General features: G+C 73.1%; 18 protein-coding genes. 11 read left to right on the top strand and 7 right to left on the bottom strand.

The window, feature by feature from the left end; translation table 11 throughout:
* Nucleotides 1-36: 36 nt before the first annotated feature.
* Nucleotides 37-1,086, bottom strand: a complete 1,050-nt coding sequence (locus tag D5H75_RS11305; protein WP_119926329.1) for an LppU/SCO3897 family protein — start codon at nucleotides 1,084-1,086, stop codon at nucleotides 37-39.
* Nucleotides 1,087-1,239: 153 nt separating this feature from the next.
* On the opposite strand from D5H75_RS11305, the gene D5H75_RS11300 reads away from it, so the two are divergent.
* The 4 genes from D5H75_RS11300 to D5H75_RS11285 all read left to right on the top strand — a co-directional run bounded on the left by D5H75_RS11300 (nucleotide 1,240) and on the right by D5H75_RS11285 (nucleotide 5,668).
* Nucleotides 1,240-2,559 (top strand): DNA recombination protein RmuC, encoded by a 1,320-nt coding sequence (locus tag D5H75_RS11300; RefSeq protein ID WP_119926328.1) that lies wholly within the window; start codon nucleotides 1,240-1,242, stop codon nucleotides 2,557-2,559.
* Nucleotides 2,560-2,595: 36 nt separating this feature from the next.
* The gene (locus D5H75_RS11295; RefSeq protein ID WP_119926327.1) at nucleotides 2,596-3,150 is read left to right on the top strand and encodes a DUF6542 domain-containing protein; all 555 of its coding nucleotides are present in this window, start codon (nucleotides 2,596-2,598) and stop codon (nucleotides 3,148-3,150) included.
* 488 nt (nucleotides 3,151-3,638) lie between these two features.
* Entirely contained in the window at nucleotides 3,639-4,310 is a 672-nt protein-coding gene (locus D5H75_RS11290) for a pyridoxamine 5'-phosphate oxidase family protein (RefSeq protein WP_242454143.1), read from the top strand.
* 14 nt (nucleotides 4,311-4,324) lie between these two features.
* Nucleotides 4,325-5,668, top strand: coding sequence for a globin domain-containing protein (locus tag D5H75_RS11285; RefSeq protein ID WP_119926326.1), 1,344 nt, complete (start codon nucleotides 4,325-4,327; stop codon nucleotides 5,666-5,668).
* Nucleotides 5,669-5,800: 132 nt separating this feature from the next.
* Here D5H75_RS11285 and D5H75_RS11280 read toward each other — a convergent pair whose 3' ends face one another.
* On the bottom strand, nucleotides 5,801-6,760 hold the full coding sequence (locus D5H75_RS11280; RefSeq protein WP_119926325.1) for a 4-hydroxy-3-methylbut-2-enyl diphosphate reductase: 960 nt from the start codon (nucleotides 6,758-6,760) through the stop codon (nucleotides 5,801-5,803).
* Nucleotides 6,761-6,913: 153 nt separating this feature from the next.
* On the opposite strand from D5H75_RS11280, the gene D5H75_RS11275 reads away from it, so the two are divergent.
* Together D5H75_RS11275 and xseA are read left to right on the top strand one after the other, a co-directional pair.
* The gene (locus D5H75_RS11275; RefSeq protein ID WP_119926324.1) at nucleotides 6,914-8,041 is read left to right on the top strand and encodes a DUF8129 domain-containing protein; all 1,128 of its coding nucleotides are present in this window, start codon (nucleotides 6,914-6,916) and stop codon (nucleotides 8,039-8,041) included.
* 33 nt (nucleotides 8,042-8,074) lie between these two features.
* Nucleotides 8,075-9,301 (top strand): exodeoxyribonuclease VII large subunit, encoded by a 1,227-nt coding sequence (gene xseA, locus D5H75_RS11270; protein ID WP_119926323.1) that lies wholly within the window; start codon nucleotides 8,075-8,077, stop codon nucleotides 9,299-9,301.
* A gap of 235 nt (nucleotides 9,302-9,536) precedes the next feature.
* Here the strand turns inward: xseA and glpX are convergent, their stop codons facing one another.
* Nucleotides 9,537-10,571: a class II fructose-bisphosphatase gene (gene glpX, locus D5H75_RS11265; RefSeq protein WP_119926322.1), complete on the bottom strand. Its 1,035-nt coding sequence runs from the start codon at nucleotides 10,569-10,571 to the stop codon at nucleotides 9,537-9,539.
* 85 nt (nucleotides 10,572-10,656) lie between these two features.
* Here glpX and D5H75_RS11260 point away from each other — a divergent pair, with 85 nt between their 5' ends.
* Nucleotides 10,657-11,274 carry a TetR/AcrR family transcriptional regulator gene (locus D5H75_RS11260; protein ID WP_119926321.1) on the top strand — a complete coding sequence of 206 codons (618 nt, stop codon included), beginning with the start codon at nucleotides 10,657-10,659 and terminating at the stop codon, nucleotides 11,272-11,274.
* A gap of 21 nt (nucleotides 11,275-11,295) precedes the next feature.
* On the top strand, nucleotides 11,296-11,970 hold the full coding sequence (locus D5H75_RS11255) for a DUF4245 domain-containing protein (RefSeq protein ID WP_242454142.1): 675 nt from the start codon (nucleotides 11,296-11,298) through the stop codon (nucleotides 11,968-11,970).
* 18 nt (nucleotides 11,971-11,988) lie between these two features.
* Here the strand turns inward: D5H75_RS11255 and D5H75_RS11250 are convergent, their stop codons facing one another.
* The gene (locus D5H75_RS11250) at nucleotides 11,989-12,216 is read right to left on the bottom strand and encodes an exodeoxyribonuclease VII small subunit (RefSeq protein WP_119926319.1); all 228 of its coding nucleotides are present in this window, start codon (nucleotides 12,214-12,216) and stop codon (nucleotides 11,989-11,991) included.
* A gap of 40 nt (nucleotides 12,217-12,256) precedes the next feature.
* Between D5H75_RS11250 and D5H75_RS11245 the strand changes: the two genes are divergently transcribed.
* On the top strand, nucleotides 12,257-12,718 hold the full coding sequence (locus D5H75_RS11245; protein ID WP_119926588.1) for a GNAT family N-acetyltransferase: 462 nt from the start codon (nucleotides 12,257-12,259) through the stop codon (nucleotides 12,716-12,718).
* Between the two features lie 427 nt (nucleotides 12,719-13,145).
* On the opposite strand, the gene D5H75_RS11240 is transcribed toward D5H75_RS11245, so the two are convergent.
* Nucleotides 13,146-13,787 carry a DUF1707 SHOCT-like domain-containing protein gene (locus tag D5H75_RS11240; protein WP_242454141.1) on the bottom strand — a complete coding sequence of 214 codons (642 nt, stop codon included), beginning with the start codon at nucleotides 13,785-13,787 and terminating at the stop codon, nucleotides 13,146-13,148.
* Nucleotides 13,788-14,006: 219 nt separating this feature from the next.
* Between D5H75_RS11240 and D5H75_RS11235 the strand changes: the two genes are divergently transcribed.
* Nucleotides 14,007-14,486 carry a hypothetical protein gene (locus D5H75_RS11235; RefSeq protein WP_202638048.1) on the top strand — a complete coding sequence of 160 codons (480 nt, stop codon included), beginning with the start codon at nucleotides 14,007-14,009 and terminating at the stop codon, nucleotides 14,484-14,486.
* Nucleotides 14,487-14,633: 147 nt separating this feature from the next.
* Here the strand turns inward: D5H75_RS11235 and D5H75_RS11230 are convergent, their stop codons facing one another.
* Nucleotides 14,634-15,032 (bottom strand): cupin domain-containing protein, encoded by a 399-nt coding sequence (locus D5H75_RS11230; protein WP_119926317.1) that lies wholly within the window; start codon nucleotides 15,030-15,032, stop codon nucleotides 14,634-14,636.
* A gap of 52 nt (nucleotides 15,033-15,084) precedes the next feature.
* On the opposite strand from D5H75_RS11230, the gene D5H75_RS11225 reads away from it, so the two are divergent.
* On the top strand, nucleotides 15,085-16,065 hold the full coding sequence (locus D5H75_RS11225; protein WP_119926316.1) for a helix-turn-helix domain-containing protein: 981 nt from the start codon (nucleotides 15,085-15,087) through the stop codon (nucleotides 16,063-16,065).
* A 518-nt stretch (nucleotides 16,066-16,583) separates the two neighbouring features.
* Here the strand turns inward: D5H75_RS11225 and D5H75_RS11220 are convergent.
* The gene (locus D5H75_RS11220) at nucleotides 16,584-17,174 is read right to left on the bottom strand and encodes a TetR/AcrR family transcriptional regulator (protein ID WP_242454140.1); all 591 of its coding nucleotides are present in this window, start codon (nucleotides 17,172-17,174) and stop codon (nucleotides 16,584-16,586) included.
* Nucleotides 17,175-17,344 lie beyond the last annotated feature (170 nt).

Here is a 17,344-nt window from a genome sequence, read left to right as displayed (position 1 = left end):
GGCCCCCGATCTCGCAGGAGTGGGGGACGGGGGTGGTCAGGTGTCGCGGAGGCAGGTGACCGGGCGGTAGGCGTCCTCGTCGCGGGACTCCAGGTACTGGTCGGTGCCCTTGGGGCAGTCGCCGCGCTTCTTCACCCGGGCGGTGACCTTGGCCCAGGCGTCCTTCGAGCCGCAGTCCACCTTCTCCACCGCCGACAGCGGGACGCTCTTGCCGTACTTCTTGAGGGACCTGATGCAGTCCCCCTTGGAGACCACCTCGCCCTCGTCGCCGAGGCAGACGATCGGGCGGGGCGAGCCGCGCATCCGGAGCGTCTCCTGCGTGCCGTCGGGGCACTCCGACGCCTTCTCCGCGCGCCCGACGACCTTGCCGTACCAGCCGGAGTCCCCGCAGGGGCGTTCGCCGCCCAGGCTCTCGTTCGGGTCGGCCACGCAGTCGCCCGCGCGCAGCACGCCGCCGCCCCGCCCGGGGTCGCCCGGGTGCGGCTCGCGCAGGTTGCGCACGCACGCGGTCTCCTCCGCGCCGACCATGATCGCCTCGTCGGTGTCCTCGGGGCAGGCGGGCTCGGTCAGCGGCTCCGACTCGTCCAGCATGCTCGTCACGCGCCCGGTGGCCTGCGGGTCCGAGCAGTGCGCGAGCAGGAAGTCCTGGTCGGTCTGCGGTACGGCGGGGCTCGACGGCGGCGCGGTGCCGACCGCCTCGGGCCGTACGCACGCGCCCACGGCCCAGCGCGACGGCGGGGTGAGCACGGGCGTCGGGGTGTGCGACGAGGTGGCCAGGGCGTCCACCCTCGGGTCGTCGCCGCCGGGGCCGCGCGCCATGAGGAGCACGGCCGTCGCCGCGACCGCGACCACCACCGCCGTCACCACGACGGCCAGGAGCAGCGCGCGGCGGCGGCCGGGCCTGCGCTCGGGCTCGTCGGGGTAGGGGATGCCGGCCGGTGGGCCGTACCCGAAGGGCGGCCCGATCGGGGGCTCGTCCGCCGGCCGGGGCCTCGGCGCCTGGAACCCGGGCGGGGCGTGCCCGCCGTACGGCGGAGGTCGGCGTCCCCTCGGCGGGTGGTTGCCCCCGGACCCCTGGCTGCTCACGCTCGCGCCCTTCCGCCCCCCGAGACTCGCTCGAAAACCCTCTCCTCCTATTCCGACTCTCGGGTACGAACAGGTCGCCAGGCAAGGGCCCGTACGGGGAAAACAGCGAGCCCCAGGGGTTTCCGGCGTCCCACCCGTGGGACGATGCCGCGTATGGACGGCGCGACGCTGATCTTCGGAGTGCTCTGCCTGGCGGTCGGCCTCGCGCTCGGCCTGACCCTCGGGAGGTCCCGGTCCGCCGCCGCGCGGGCGCGCGCGGAGGCCCGCGCCGACGCCGCCGAGGAGAAGGCCGCCTATGTCGAGCAGCAGCTCACCGAGCGGTTCCAGGCGCTGTCCACGCGCGCCCTCGACGCCAACAACCTGCGCTTCCTGGAGCTGGCCGAGAGCCGCCTGGCCAACGCGCGCGGGGACGCCGCCGGGGAGCTGGAGCAGCGCAAGCAGGCCGTCGAGCACCTGGTCGCGCCGCTGAAGGACGCGCTGGAGAAGGTGCAGGCCCAGCTCCACGAGTCCGAGGCCGCCCGCCGCGCGGCCCAGGCCGAGCTGGCCAAGCAGGTCGAGTTCGTACGGCAGAGCGGGGACCAGCTCCGCGCCCAGACGCAGTCGCTGGTGCGGGCGCTCCAGCGGCCGGAGGCGCGCGGCCGGTGGGGCGAGCTCCAGCTCCGCCGCGTGGTGGAGCTGGCCGGGATGGCCCGCCACTGCGACTTCGACGAGCAGATCAGCATCGCCACCCCCGACGGCGCGCTCCGCCCCGACATGGTCGTACGGCTCGCCGGGGGGAAGAACATCGTCGTGGACTCGAAGGTCTCCCTCGCGGCCTACCTGGACGCGGCCGAGTCCGGGGACGACGCGCGGCTCGACGCCCACGCGCGGCACCTGCGGGAGCACGTGGACCGGCTGGCGGCCAAGCCGTACTGGCAGGCGTTCAGCCCCTCGCCGGAGTTCGTGGTGCTGTTCATCCCCGGGGAGGCGTTCCTGGCACCGGCGCTGGAGCGCGATCCGGGGCTGCTGGAGCACGCGCTGACCCGCCGCGTCCACATCGCGACGCCGACGACGCTCGTCACGATGCTGCGGACCGCGCACTACGCCTGGCAGCAGGAGGCGCTCAGCGAGAACGCGCGGGAGGTGTTCGAGCTGGGCAAGGAGCTGTACACCCGGCTGGGCACGATGGGACGCGGGCTGGACGGGCTCGGCCGGGCGCTGGGCCGGGCCGTGGACTCCTACAACCGCACGGTCGGCTCGATGGAGAGCCGGGTGATGGTGACCGCGCGCAAACTGAGCGAACTGGGCATCGCGGGCGGGCCGCTCGACGCGCCGCGCCCGGTGGACGAGAGCCCGCGCGCGCTGTCCGCGCCCGAACTCGTCGACGACGCCGACGCCGCACGTCACGTGCGCGCCCTCCCGCTGGGTCAAACCGACGAGAGCGAGGACGTTTCCCCTCGCCGACGCGATAAGTTGGCGCGAGACTTGTCGTAAGGCCGCCGCGTGCGGGGGCTGACAAGGGGGGCGACAATGAACAAACCATCTGAAAAGGGCGTGCGCCTGACCGCGCGCGGGGCAATCCTGGCGTTGTTCGCCGTCACCGTTCTGGGCCGGATCGGGGCCGCCCTGCTCGCCTGGCCGGAGGTCGCCGGCGCCGCGTTCGTGCTGGCCTGCCTCGCCACGGCCGTCCTGGTCCGCAAGCGCGACCTGCTCGCCCTGGTCGTCTCGCCGCCGCTGGTCTTCTTCGTCGCCACGCTGGTGTCCGAGCTGGTCCGCGCGTTCGGGAGCTCGTCGTTCGCCCGGGGGCTGGGCATCGGCATGTTCAGCGCGATGTCGGGCGGGGCGCCGTGGCTGTTCGCCGGATCCGTCCTGGTCCTGGGGATCGCGCTGGCCCGCGGGCTGCGGGAGAACGTCAGCGACCTCCGCGACGACCTCAGGACCCTCCGCCGCACCCGGCCCAAGCCCGCGCCCGCCGCGGCCGGGCCCACCCCGCCTCCCGGCGGCTTCGCCCCCGAGCCCGAGGGCTACTTCGAGCCGCGCGTCTACGGCAAGCCCGCCTCCGAACGCCACCGCGAACAGGACTGAGACGGGCCGTCCGGCGGGGGCGCGGAGGCGTCCAGGGGACGCTCAGGAATGCCGCGACACGCCCGAAAACGGGCGGAATTTTTCGGCGGCTCATCCGCGCCGAAATTTGTGACAGAAGGTGACGAGCGGGACCGGCGAGATCGGCGGCACCTCCCTCCGCCGGCCACGGTTCACCGCTGGTCAATTCATGATTTCGCGTTCGTGTGCCACCGGGAGGACGCGAGCGATCTTCCTCGTCCCGGCGGCGCGATTTCCGTCACGCTCTGTAAATCCCATTAGTCCCACTGATCACATGAATCACACACTTCTCCTGACAGATCACGACTTGGTGTCATAAGATCGCACACCCATTGCGACAGCTCGCTGACGGAGGGCTCCCGACCGCACCTGTATGAGATCCACCTTGAGATCCGTGCGTGATCTGCGTGGGGCCCTGCGCGAACCGTGACTCCCGCCACATGGCCGGCGGGCAGACCAAGAGGAGCGATGTGGACGGCTTCCAAGCCAAGCCCGTGACCTGCGAGAACAATGAAAGAACGGCCGAGGGGCGGCCCGGGTCGCACGGGGAGCACGTGCTCCAGCGGCTCTTCGGGACGGAACGGCGGGCCGACCTCTTCTACGAGCGCCAGGTGACGGACCACCTGACCCCGATCATGCGCGAGTTCATCGCGCGGCAGGAGATGGCCTTCATCGGCACCGCGGACGCCATGGGCAACTGCGACACGACCTTCCGCGCCGGGCCGCCCGGATTCGTCCGCGCCCTCGACGACCGCACCCTGGCCTACCCGGAGTACCGGGGGAACGGCGTGCTGGCCAGCCTCGGCAACATCCTGGAGAACCCGCACGTCAGCCTGCTGTTCGTGGACTTCTTCGCCGACCAGGTGGGCCTGCACGTGAACGGCAAGGCGATGATCACCACCGCCAACGAGATGCGCGAGCGCCACGGGATCGACGGGCACGACCCGATGCCCGGCCGCCGGGCCGAACGCTGGGTGACCGTGGACGTCGAGGAGGCGTACATCCACTGCTCCAAGCACATCCCCCGCCTCTCCCGAGGGCACGCGGAGGGCGGAGGTGAGGAAGGCCGGCGGGTGTCCGGCGACTATTTCGGCGTGCGGGCGCTGCGGGACGCGGACCCAGCCCACCTGCTCTCTCGCTAGGAGGGGGCGCCTATATGAGCTTCGACATCGCACTGATCAAGGAGAGCTGGCGGCTCGTCGAGGACCGCCAGGGCAAGGTGGCGGCCGACTTCTACGGCCTGCTCTTCGCCCGCAACCCCGCCGTGCGCGAGATGTTCCCGCCGGCGATGGACGCCCAGCGCGACCGGCTGCTCGGCGCTCTTACCCGCATCGTGCTGGGCTTCGACGAGACGACCTCGCTGATCGACTACCTGCGCCGCCTGGCCGTGGACCACCGGAAGTACGGCGTGGCGGCCGAGCACTACCCCGCCGTCGGGCGCGCCCTCGTCTCCGCCCTGCGCGCGAACGGCGGCGACGCCTGGACCCAGGCCCACACCGACGCCTGGACGGCCGCCTACGACATGATCGCCGACGTCATGGTGCGGGCGGCCGAGGAGCAGGGCGCGGGCGTCCCCGCGTGGTGGAACGCCACCGTCGTGTCCCACGAGCTGCGCACGCCGGACATCCTGGTCCTCACGGTCGAGCCCGGCGAGCCGTACCCCTATCACGCGGGGCAGTACACCTCGCTGGAGACGCCCCGCTGGCCGCGCGTGTGGCGGCCGTACTCGATCGCGAACGCGCCCCGGGCCGACAACCTGCTGTCGTTCCACGTCCGCGTCGTCCCCGGGGGCTGGGTCAGCACGGCGCTCGCGCACCACACGCGCGTCGGCGACGTGCTGCGGCTGGGGCCGCCGCAGGGGACGCTGACCGTCGCGAACTCCCGCGCCGAGCGGCTGCTGTGCGTGGCGGGCGGCACCGGGCTGGCCCCGATCAAGGCCATCGTCGAGGAGACGGCCCGGCTGCCGCACCATCCCCGGGTGGACCTGTTCCACGGCGTGCGCCGCCGGTTCGAGGCGTACGACCTGGACGACCTGCTGGCACTCTCGGAACGGCACGGGCGGCTGCGCGTCGTCACCGCGATCTCCGACGAGGCGCGGGAGTTCGGCGTGCCCGAGACCGTCCCGGAGGCCCTGGCGCGGCACGGGGCGGCCTCCGACGCCGAGGTCTACATCTGCGGGTCGCCGGGGATGGCCGTGGCGACCGTGCGGCGGCTGGACACGATGGGCGTGCCCCGGCACCGCGTGCGCTACGAGGCCGGCGGCCGGGCGGTCTCGCTCGCCGAACCGGCCCTGCTCCCGCCGTCCCAGCCGCTCGCCGCGCCGGTGATACCGGAGCTGCCCGCGATGCCCGAGATGCCGTCGATCCCCGAGCTGCCGGGGACGTCCTCCGCGCCTCCGGGATCCTTCGCGCCGCCGGCGTTCTCCGCGCCCGGCTACCGGATCTCGCCCTTCATCCCGGACGCCGACCAGCTCGCCGACGACGACCTCCCGCTGCCCTGAGGGCTCACGCCGGACGGCCTGCGCGTGCGCGCTCAGGCCGTACGGCGGGCGGGGGGCCTCGCGGGCCCGGTCAGGCGGGACGGACCGGTCAGGCGGGACGGGCCGGGCGGGGCCGCTGGGGTGTGCCGCCGCTCAGGCGGAGCGGAGGTCGCGGCGGAGCTCGTGCGGGAGGGCGAAGCGCATGCGCTCCTGGACGGACTCGACCTCTTCGACGTCGGCGTAGCCGTGCTCGGCGAGGGTCGCGAGGACGCCGTCCACCAGCTCCTCGGGGACGGACGCGCCGCTGGTCACGCCGACGGTGGTCACGCCCTCCAGCCAGGCGGGGTCCACGTGGGAGGCGTCGTCGACGAGGTAGGAGGCCCTCGCCCCGGCGCCGAGGGCCACCTCGACCAGGCGCTTGGAGTTGGAGGAGTTCTCGCTGCCGACCACGATGACCAGCTCGGACCTGGCCGCGATCTCCTTCACCGCGACCTGGCGGTTCTGTGTGGCGTAGCAGATGTCGTCGCTCGGCGGGTCGATGAGCTGCGGGAACCGCTCGCGCAGGGCGGCGACGGTCTCCGTCGTCTCGTCCACGGACAGCGTCGTCTGGGAGAGCCAGACCACGCGGGAGGGGTCGCGCACCTCGACGTTCGCCACGCTGTCGGTGCCGTCCACGAGCTGGATGTGGTCGGGCGCCTCGCCCGCCGTGCCCTCGACCTCCTCGTGGCCCTCGTGGCCGATGAGCAGGATGTCGTAGTCCTGCGACGCGAAGCGCCGCGCCTCGTTGTGGACCTTGGTCACCAGCGGGCAGGTGGCGTCGATCGTGCGCAGGTTGCGCCGGGCCGCCTCCTCGTGGACCGCGGGCGAGACGCCGTGGGCGGAGAAGACGACGATGGCGTCCTCGGGCACCTGCTCGGTCTCGTCCACGAAGATCGCGCCGCGCTCCTCCAGCGTCCGGACGACGTGGGTGTTGTGCACGATCTGCTTGCGGACGTAGATGGGCGCGCCGTACTGCTCAAGAGCGCGTTCGACGGCCTCGACCGCCCGGTCGACGCCCGCGCAGTAGCCGCGGGGCTTCGCCACAAGAACACGTCGTGCCACTGTCGGGGTCATGGTTCCATCGTATTCGGAACATTAAGGGGGTCTGCTCGAAGGCCGTCTCAGTGGGTACGGCAGAGTAGTTAAACCATACGGGCCGTCAAAACCCCATAAGAATCCCCCGCGCGCGGTGTCCGCCACGCCAAGGGACAGGGAGGAGCCGCCACGATGTCAGTCTTCAATGTCCTCAACCCCTTCCACGTACTCCGGACGGTGAAGAAGAACGTCCAGGAGGTCATCGACGACCCCGCGCAGGCCGGCGAGAAGGTCAAGGACCTGCCCCTCTACGTGCTGCAGACCGCCCTCAGCGGCGTCGGCCACGCGCTCATGCTGACCGACCGCGTCCGCACGGCGCTGCGCCAGCTCACCGAGGACGAGGACAAGGACGGGCGGGCGGCGGGCCCCGCCGCGGCCGCCGAGCCCGAGGACGCCCCTCCGGCGCGCCGGGAGCCCGTCATCTTCGCCCCGCGCCCGTCGCAGAAGGCCGCGGGCCAGAAGGCCGGGCTCGCGGAGACCACGGCCCCGGCGAGGGGCGAGGACCGGGCCGCCGCCGCTCCGGCGAAGTCCGGCCGGCCCGAGCCGGTCATCTTCTCGCCGCGCCCGGCCGAGGCGCCGGCCAACGGCCGTACGGACGCCAAGCCCGCCGCCAAGCCCGCCACGAAGCCCGCCGCCGGGGCGACCGCCCCCGGGAAGACCGGGAAGGCCGGGAAGGCCGGGAAGGCCGGGAAGACCGAGACGGCCGGGAAGGCCGCGCCCAAGGCCAAGCCCGCTCCCAAGCCCGCCGCGAAGGCCGCTCCCAAGCCTGCGGCGAAGGCCGCTCCGAGCGCCTCTCCCGCGCCGGCCGGGAAGACCGGGGCCAGGGACGGGGCCGCGCGGAAGGCGGACGCCGCCGCGTCCTCTCCCCTGCCCCCCGCCGAGCAGACGCTGGGCACGAAGGCCGCGGCCAAGGCCGCCGAGGCCGCGGGCAAGCCCCCGGCGGCCGTGGACGCCGCGGCCGGCAAGGTCACGTCCGGCAAGGTCACGTCCGCCGGCAAGAACGACAGGAACGACAAGGCCGCCAAGCCCGGCACGACCGCCAAGCCCGGCGATGGCGGCGACTCCGCCAAGGCGGGCGCGAGCGGCGAGCCGCTGCCGAACTACGGCGACCTGACCCTGCCCTCGCTCCGCGCGCGGCTGCGCGGGCTGCCGGTGGCGCGTGTCGAGGAGCTGCTGGAGTACGAACGCGCCCACGCCGACCGGCCCGACGTGGTGCGGATGTACGAGAAGCGCATCGCCAAGCTGATCGCGCAGGGCTGAGCGGGACTCCGCGAGCCCGGATAGCCTGCCCGCATGGCCCTTGAGAACTCACCGGAGTCCCCGGTACCCGTCCGCACCGTGCTCCAGGCCGTCGCCGGCTGGATCGCCAGGCTCGGACGGGTCTGGGTGGAGGGCCAGATCACCGAGCTGACCGTGCGCGGCGGCACGGTGTACCTCACGCTGCGCGACCCGGTCGCCAACGTCTCCGCGCGGGTGACGTGCACCCGCCAGACGTACGAGGCCACGGTCCCCCGGCCCGTGGACGGCGCCCGCGTGGTGATGCACCTCAAGCCCGATTTCTGGATCAACCGGGGCTCGTTCGCGTTCACGGCGCTGGAGATCCGGCCGGTGGGGGTCGGCGAGCTGCTGGCCCGGCTCGAACGGCTGCGCCAGGTGCTCGCCGCCGAGGGGCTGTTCGCGGCCGAGCGCAAGCGGAAGCTGCCGTTCCTGCCCGGCACGGTCGGGCTGATCTGCGGGCGGGACTCGGCCGCCGAGCGCGACGTGCTGGAGAACGCCCGCCGCCGCTGGCCGGCCGTGCGGTTCGCGGTCGAGCAGTGCGCGGTGCAGGGGCAGTACGCCGTGGGCGAGGTCACCGAGGCCCTGCGCAAGCTGGACGCGGACCCGGCGGTGGACGTGATCATCATCGCGCGGGGCGGCGGGTCGCTGGAGGACCTGCTGCCGTTCTCCGACGAGGCGCTCGTGCGAGCCGTGGCGGCCTGCCGTACACCCGTGGTCAGCGCGATCGGGCACGAGCAGGACAGCCCGCTGCTGGACCTGGTGGCCGACCTGCGCGCCTCCACCCCGACCGACGCCGCCAAGAAGGTCGTCCCCGACGTGGGCGAGCAGCTCGCGCTGGTCCACCAGCTCCGCGACCGGGGGCGGCGCTCCGTCGGCGGCTGGCTCCAGCGCGAATGGTCCTGGCTGTCGTCGATGCGCTCGCGCCCGGCCCTGGCCAACCCGGTCCAGGAGATCGAGCGCCGCGCCGAGCAGGTGGACGCCCTGCGCGAGCGCGCCCGCCGCTGCCTGTCCTCGGGCCTCGACCGCGCCACGGACGACCTGGCCCACGTGCGGGCCCGCCTGACGGCCCTCTCCCCCGCCGCCACCCTCGACCGCGGCTACGCGATAGTCCAGCGCCCCTCGGGCGAGGTCGTACGCCACGCGAAGGACCTCGCTCCCGGCGACCCCCTGACCCTCCGCTTCACCGACGCCCGGGTGACCACCACCGTGAACGACCCACCTGAGGACCACCCGGGAGCCTGAGCTCCGTCGGCCCCGCGCCGATCTCGCGCTCCCCATCCGTCGGCCCCGCGCCGATCTCGCGCTTCCCCGCGTGCCGCCCGAGGGCGGGGCGGCGGGAACGGGCACGACGTACGGGATCGGCGCGGTCAGGGGCCTCCGCGTTACCAGCGCGGCCCGCGAAGGGCGCAGCCGCGACCGATCGCGCAATCAAGGACCCCGGCGTCACCGGCGCGGGCCGCGAAGGGCGTGCGCCGTGCTAGCCGGCGCTGTCGAAGTTGATCGCGCTGTAGGCGCGGAGCTTCCAGAGCTGGTGCTCGCTCTCGATCTTGCGGATGGTGCCGGAGCGACCGCGCATGACGAGGGAGTGGGTGACGGCGGCGCCGCCCCGGTAGCGGACGCCGTCCATCAGCTCGCCGTCGGTGATGCCCGTGGCGGCGAAGAAGACGTCGTCGGAGGTGACCAGGTCGTCGGTGGTCAGGACCTTGCCCAGGTCGTGGCCGGCGTCGAGGGCGCGGCGGCGCTCGTCCTCGTCCTTGGGCCACAGCTTGCCCTGGATGACGCCGCCCAGGCACTTGATCGCGCAGGCGGCGATGATGCCCTCGGGCGTGCCGCCGATGCCGAGCAGCAGGTCCACGCCGGTGCCCTCGCGGGCCGCCATGATCGCGCCGGCCACGTCGCCGTCGGTGATGAACCTGATGCGGGCGCCGGTCTCCCGCACCTCCTTGACGATCTGCTCGTGCCGGGGCCGGTCGAGGATGACCACGGTCACGTCGGAGGGCGACGCCCCCTTGGCACGCGCCACCGCCGCGATGTTGTCGGCGACCGGGGCGTTGATGTCCACCGAGCCCGCGGCCGCCGGGCCCGTGACCAGCTTCTCCATGTAGAACACCGCGGACGGGTCGTACATCGAGCCGCGGGCGCTGACCGCCATGACGGCGATCGCGTTGGGCATGCCCAGGGCGGTCAGGCGGGTGCCGTCGATCGGGTCCACGGCGACGTCGCACTCGGCGCCGCTCTGGTCCCCGACACGCTCGCCGTTGAAGAGCATGGGGGCGTTGTCCTTCTCGCCCTCGCCGATCACCACCACGCCGTCCATCGAGACGGTGTTGATGAGCTGGCGCATGGCGTTGACGGCGGCTCCGTCCGCGCCGTTCTTGTCGCCGCGCCCCACCCATCGGGCGGCGGCCATCGCGGCCGCCTCGGTCACCCGGACGAGTTCCAGGGCGAGGTTGCGATCCGGTGCGTGCTCGCCCGTGGCGAGGGCGGCGGGTACGTGCTGCTGGTCGGACATGTCGGTCAGGCCCCTCCGTTGTCGGCGCTCAGGCCGATCGTAGTTCCCACACTCATGCACCCAACGAGGCGTAATCTCTGCGTTCATGAGCAGCGATACCGAACAGCCGGTGGACAACGCCCCGGTGCGGACCTCCGAGCGTGGTGCGGCGACGCGTGGCGCCCTGCTGGACGCCGCGCGGGAGATCTTCATCACCAGCGGGTTCGCAGAAACGGGGGTCACCGACGTCGTGTCCAGGGCGGGCGCGAGCGTCGGCAGTCTCTACCACCACTTCTCCGGTAAGGCCGACCTCTATTTGACCCTCTTTGAGGAGTTTCAAACCAGGCAGACCCAGCGCACCAAGAAGGCGTTGCAGGCCGCGCGGGCGGAGGGCGAGACCGACCCGATGCGCCTGTTCATCGCCGGGGCTCGGGCCTACCTCGAAGGTTGCATGGAGGAGCGGGACCTGTCCGGGCTGTTCCTGCGCGGGGACGGCCCGCCCGGGTTCGAGGTCGTGATGCGGGACCGGCTGGCGCAGTGGGCCCGCAGGAACGCCGCCCTGCTGCACGACGGCGGCGCGTTCAACATCGTGGTCACGGGCGCGCTGGCGGCGGCCGTACAGGAGGTCTCGACCTCCGAGGACGAGGAGGCGTCCCGGCGGCTGGCCGAGGACGTGCTGCAGATCATCGCGACGATCAAGAACCCGGCGCAGGACCTGGGGTGATGTTCCGGCACCATAGAGGCCGTGCGTTTCGCTAAGGGTCTCTCCGCGTACGGCATGGCCATGCTGGCCTGCCTGCTGCTTGCCGGGTTGTTCCTGCTGGTCGCCCCGAGGGGGGACGACGAGCACATCCCGACGATCAACTACTCGATGGACGTGGCGAACGCCCGCCGCGCGGCGCCGTACCTCGTCTGGGTCCCGGAGGGGCTGCCCGCGACGTGGCTCCCGACGAGCTCGCGCCTGACGCAGGACAAGCACGGCGTCACCTGGCGGCTGGGCTTCGCGACGCCGAAGAGGTCCCACGGCATGGTGGCGCAGAGCAACGAGAGTCCGCCGGAGAAGTTCGCGAACCGCATGGCCAACAGCGACAAGGCCGTCGGCACGCAGCAGGTGGGCGCGGACGTGTGGGAGCGGCGCTACCGCGAGGACAAGAAGCAGCGCTCCCTGGTGCGCCGCCTGAAGGACGTCACGCTGGTGGTGACGGGCACCGCGAGCTGGGAGGAGCTCGGCTTCCTGGCCTCCACCCTGCGGCAGCAGCCCAAGCCCGACCCGCTCCCCGCGGGCAGCCCCGGCGCCCCCACGGGGAGCCCGGCGGCGACGCCGTCCCCGGTCCCCTCGGCGTCCCCGGTCCCCTCGGCGTCCCCGGTCCCCTCGGCGTCCCCGGTCCCCTCGGCGTCCCCGGTCCCCTCGGCGTCCTGACGGGACCTTTCGGCCCGGTCAGAAGGGCGTCTCGCCCTCCTCCTCGGGGTCGGCGCGCTTGGCCATGGCCTCGGCGAGCTTGGCGCGGGCGCCCTGCAGCCACTCCTCGCAGATCGCGGCCAGCTTCTCGCCTCGCTCCCAGAGGGCCAGCGACTCCTCCAGGGTCAGCCCGCCGGCCTCCAGCTTGCGGACGACGCCCGCCAGTTCCTCGCGGGCACGCTCGTAGGACGGCTTCTCTTCAGGCACGATGCCACCTTAGGGCAAGCCACCGACCACAGAGGTGACCATGGAACCCGTGCGGCAGGCGACCGATGCCGACATCCCCGAGCTGGTACGGCTCCGCGAACTCCTCGGCGAGCGCATGGGCGCCGGGACGGCCGGCGGCTGGCAGGAGGCGTACGCCGAGGTGCTCAGGGAGCGGATGGGCGGCCCCGACCTGGTGGCGTACGTCGTGGACGCGCCCGGCGCGGGCCTCGCGGCCTGCGGGATCGGGATCGTCCAGGTGCGGCTGCCCGGCCCGTTCCGCCCGGACGGCCGCGTCGGCCACCTCCTGAACATGGTCACCGACCCGGCCTGGCGGCGGCGGGGGTACGGCTCGGCGATCCTCACCGCGCTCCTGCGCTGGTTCCGGGAGCGGGACGTGAATCGCGTGGACCTCCACGCCACCCCCGAGGGCGCCGCCCTCTACCGCCGCCACGGCTTCCGCGAACCCCCCAACCCCGCCCTGACCTGGCACCCCACCCCCTGACCCACCACCCCGCCCGCACCCGTCCCTCCCCACGGCTTCCTGCGCCACCCCTCCCGACGGAACCCCTCGCGCCGCCATCCCTCACGGCGTACCTCCCGCAGCCGCATCCCGCATGGCCATATCTCTCGCGGGGCATTCCTCATGGCCGTATCCCTCGCGCCGCCTCCCCTCACGGCGCCATCCCTCACAGCGGCATCCCTCGCGCCGCCATCCCTCACGGCGACATCTCTCGCGCCGCCATCCCTCACGGCGACATCCCTCGTGACGGCATCTCTCGCGCCGCCATCCCTCGTGACGGCATCTCTCGCGGCGGCATCTCTCGCCGTGATCATGCAGTTTTAATCACACGGTGTGCGTAAAACTGCATGATCACGGCGAGGGTTGGGCGACGGGGAGCCCGGGCGGGGCGTGCGGGGGCCGTACGGCGTCAGTTGTCGCGGAGTTGGCGGCGGGCCCTGCGGGCGGCGAAGCCGCGGAGTTTGGGGCGCTTGGGGGACTTGGCCGTGACGCCGGAGCAGACGAGGGTGCCGGTGATCTCGATCACCGGGCCGTTCTCGGCGCCGGCCGGGGGAACGTTGTTGGACTTGCTGCCTAGGACGGCGTTGGCGGGCATGAGGATGCGGACGCCTTCGGGGACGATCAGGGTGATCGTGGCGAAGAGGGCGTTGACGTGCAGGCGGGCGTGGCCGGTCTGCAGCAGGGCCTCGCGCATGTCCAGGGTGACGTTGGCGAACGCGGCGGTGGCGGTGTAGCGCGGGGGGACGACCCAGCGGCCCTTGCGCTCCTCGCTGCCGAAGAACGCGACCACCGGGCGCACGTCCGTCTGGACCGGCTGCTGGTCGGGGGCGAGCAGGTCGGCGGTCAGCGCGCCCAGCTCGCCGAGGGTGCGGGCGCGGTAGCAGTGCTCGACGCGTTCCTCGTGCTCCGCCGGGGTGAGACGGCCGTCGGCGACGGCCTCGCGAAGGACCTCGATCACCCGCTCGCGATCGACGTCGGCCGCGCGCAGCTCATGCGGCCGGGGCACGGCGGGGTCGTCCCCCGGTCCCAGCAGATCCGAAATGCGGTTCACATCCCACGGCACGCTATCGACGATACCCACCGGATCCCCGTCCCCGCGCGTCTCACAGGGACGCAGGACGGCGTGGATGCGCCCGTCGCCTCATCGACTGACGCGCCGGGCCCGCGTTCCCTTCATCGGGGCGAGGACAGGGATGTCCACCACCTCGCCTGGGCCGTAATCGTCAGGATGCCTTGACGATTACGAAATCGTCAGGATAACTTGACGACCATGGCATTGAAGCTGGACGACATCCCCGGGCACGAGGGGTACGGCGCGCCGATCCTGCCCGGCGGCGAGGTGGCGCGCTCCGCCACCGCCTTCACCAGGGATTTCGTGGGCTACCTGGCGGCCTGCTCCTGCGGGTGGACCGACCGCCGGCAGCACCCCCCGACGCCCGAGGGGGCCAAGGAGGCGGAGACCCAGTGGCTGCGGCGGCACGCGACGCCGCTGCTGGCCGCCGCCCCGCCGAGCTGGCTCGTGGTCAAGTCGAACGTGCTGTGCGAGCTGATCGTGAACCTCGCCGCCGAGCGCCCCCTCGCCGCGCTGAAGCTCCTGTCCCAGGTGGAGAGCTGGCAGCGCACGCTCCTGGACCAGGCCGTCGCCGCCGCCCGCCGGAACGGCGCCTCCTGGGCCGAGGTCGGCGAGGCGATGGGCATCTCCAAGCAGGCCGCCCACGAGCGCTTCCGCTCCCAGGTCCCCTCCCCCTGACGACCCCCGCCCGGCACCGCCCCGCCGTACGGCGGGCCACGGCGCACCGGCCGGCGGGCGCGCCCTGGCGTACGGCGGGGCCGGTGCGGGACTCTCCGGCCGTACGGCGGTGCGGGGCGGGCGGGAGCCGTACGCGATCCGGGGCGGTCAGGTGGTGCGGAGGGCGTGGCCGGTGGTGGCGTCCACGGTCTCGGGGATCTCCTCGTGACGGTCGCCGACGGTGAGGGTGCCGGTGGGCTCGAAGAGGAGCATGGCGGTGCCGGGGGCCCCGACGGGGCGGTGCTCGACGCCCTTGGGGACGACGTAGACCGAGCCCGCGGGGAGGACCACCTCGCGCTCACCGCCGCCGTCGCGCAGGCCGATCGTCAGCTCACCGCTCAGGACCAGGAAGAACTCGTCGGTGCCGTCGTGGACGTGCCAGATGTGCTCGCCCTCGGCCTTGGCGATCCGCACGTCGTAGTCGTTGACCCGCGTGACGATGCGCGGGCTCCAGAACTGGTCGAAGGTGGCCAGGGCCGAGGTCAGGTCGATGGGCTGCTCGTTCATGTCTCGCATCCTGACGTTGCCGCGAGGGTGGCGGGAGTGCTAGGAATCGCATATGTCGCAAGAATCCTCGCAGGCGCACCGGGTCGCGGTCATCGTGGACGAGGGGTCCAACCCGTTCGAGATGGGGGTCGTGACCGAGCTGTTCGGCCTGCGGCGGCCTGAGCTGGGGATCCCCTGGTACGACTTCACCGTCTGCGCGGCGCGGCCCGCGGTGCGGATGCACGCGGGGATGTTCACGCTCAGTGGGGTGCCCGGACTGGCGGCCGCGGACCGCGCGGACACCGTGATCGTGCCGAACCGCCCCGACCCGCTGGCCGAGGAGCCCTCCCGCGAGGTCCTGGACGCCGTACGGCGGGCCGCCGATCGCGGCGCGCGCGTGGTGAGCCTGTGCACGGGCGCGTTCACGCTGGCGGCGGCCGGGGTGCTGGACGGGCGGCGGGCCACGACGCACTGGCGCTGGGCGGACCTGCTGGCCGAGCGGTACCCGTCGGTGCGGGTGGAGCCCGACGTGCTCTTCGTCGAGGACGGGAACGTGTTCACCGCGGCCGGCAGCGCCGCCGCGCTGGACCTGGGCCTGCACCTGATCCGGGCCGACCACGGCGCGGAGGTCGCCAACGCCGTGAGCCGCCGCCTCGTCTTCGCCACGCACCGCGACGGCGGGCAGCGCCAGTTCATCGAGCGCCCGGTCCCCGAGGTCCCCGACGCCTCCCTCGCCCCCCTCCTGGCCTGGGCGCAGGAGAACCTGGACCGCCCCCTCACCGTCGCCGACCTCGCCGCCCGCGCCGCCGTCAGCCAGGCCACCCTCCACCGCCGCTTCCGCGCCGAACTGGGCACGACCCCCCTGGCCTGGCTGACCGGCGAACGCGTGGCCCTGGCCTGCCGCCTCATCGAACGCGGCGAACTCCGCCTCGACACGATCGCCCACGCCGCCGGCCTGGGCACCGCCGCCAACCTCCGCACCCAGATGCGCCGCCACACCGGCCTGACCCCCACCGCCTACCGCCTCCGCTTCGCCCACCCCCAGGCCTCCTGACCCGCCCCCCGCCTCCAAGCAACCCCACCCCGCGCCCCTTCCCCCAGATCCGCCCTCCTCCCCACCGCCATCCACCCCACCGCCCTCCCCGGCGCCGTATTCCCCGTCTCCTCCCTTCGCCGTGATCATGCAGTTTTGAGCACAGGGTGTGATTAAAACTGCATGATCACGACGAGGAGAGGGGGCTCGGGGAGGTCCCGAGGCTTCGGGGCTCGCGCCTGGAACGGGGAGCCCGGCGGACCGGGGCTGCTTCATTCCGAGGCGGACTGCCCGCAAGGGGTCCACGCGGACACCAGAGACTCCGCCGTCGGACCCGGCGCCAGCCGTACGAGAAGGCCGACGCTACGAGAAGGGCGCGGGCCGTACGAGAGACGCGGGCGGGGCGAGGAGGGCGCGGGCCGTACGAGAGACGCGGGCCGGGCGAGGAGGACGAGGGCCGTACAAGGAGGGCGTGGGCGGGCCGAGGAGGACGCGGGCCGGGCGAGGAGGGCGCCGGTCGTGTGGTGAGGAGGGAAGGGTCAGGGGCGGAGGGCTTTGAGGAGGTCCTCTATGTGGGCGCGGAAGATCTTGGGCATGTCCACGCGGTCGGGTTCCAGGAGCCACTGGAGCTGGAGTCCGTCCATGACGGCGATCAGGCGGTCGGCCTGGGACTCGGGGTCGGTGTCGGGGCGGAAGTCGCCCGCGGCGACGGCCTCGCGGAACGCCTCGGTGAGCGCGGCGCGCAGGGCGCGGTAGCGCTCGGTCGCCCAGGTGTGGGCGGGGTGGTCGGCGGTCACCGCCTCGCCGCTCAGGACCGTGAAGAGCTGGACCAGGCCGGGGACCCGGCTGTTGCGCTCGACGAGGTCGGCCAGGGCGTGGAGCATCGCCGCGCCGGTGACGTGGCCGATCCGCTCGGCGTCCATGCGGTCGCGGAGTTCGAGCACGGCGACCAGCAGGCGTTCCTTGCTGGGGAAGTGGTGGAGCAGGCCGGGCTGGGACAGCTCGCAGCGCTCGGCGATCCGCGCCAGGGACGCGCCCCGGTATCCGTGCTCGGCGAACTCCTGCATCGCCGTGTGCAGGATGCGCTCCCGCCGCGCCTCCCCGACCGCGTACCCCTGCCGCCTGCCCACGCCGTTCACCCTAGAGCGCCCGGTGCCCCGCCGCCCGCCAACCCACCGGCGAGGCCCCGCGCCAGGGGTCCGCGACGGGTCCGCGACGACGCGGCGGGCAGGTGGACTCAGGGCCGCCACCAGCTAATATAACTGAGAGATAACAAACCTACCGATTACTCGGTTTGTCG

This window comes from Bailinhaonella thermotolerans, assembly GCF_003594875.1.
Lineage (GTDB): Bacteria > Actinomycetota > Actinomycetes > Streptosporangiales > Streptosporangiaceae > Bailinhaonella > Bailinhaonella thermotolerans.
Note: the sequence above shows the minus strand (reverse complement) of the source record. Positions and strands in the feature narration are given on the sequence as shown.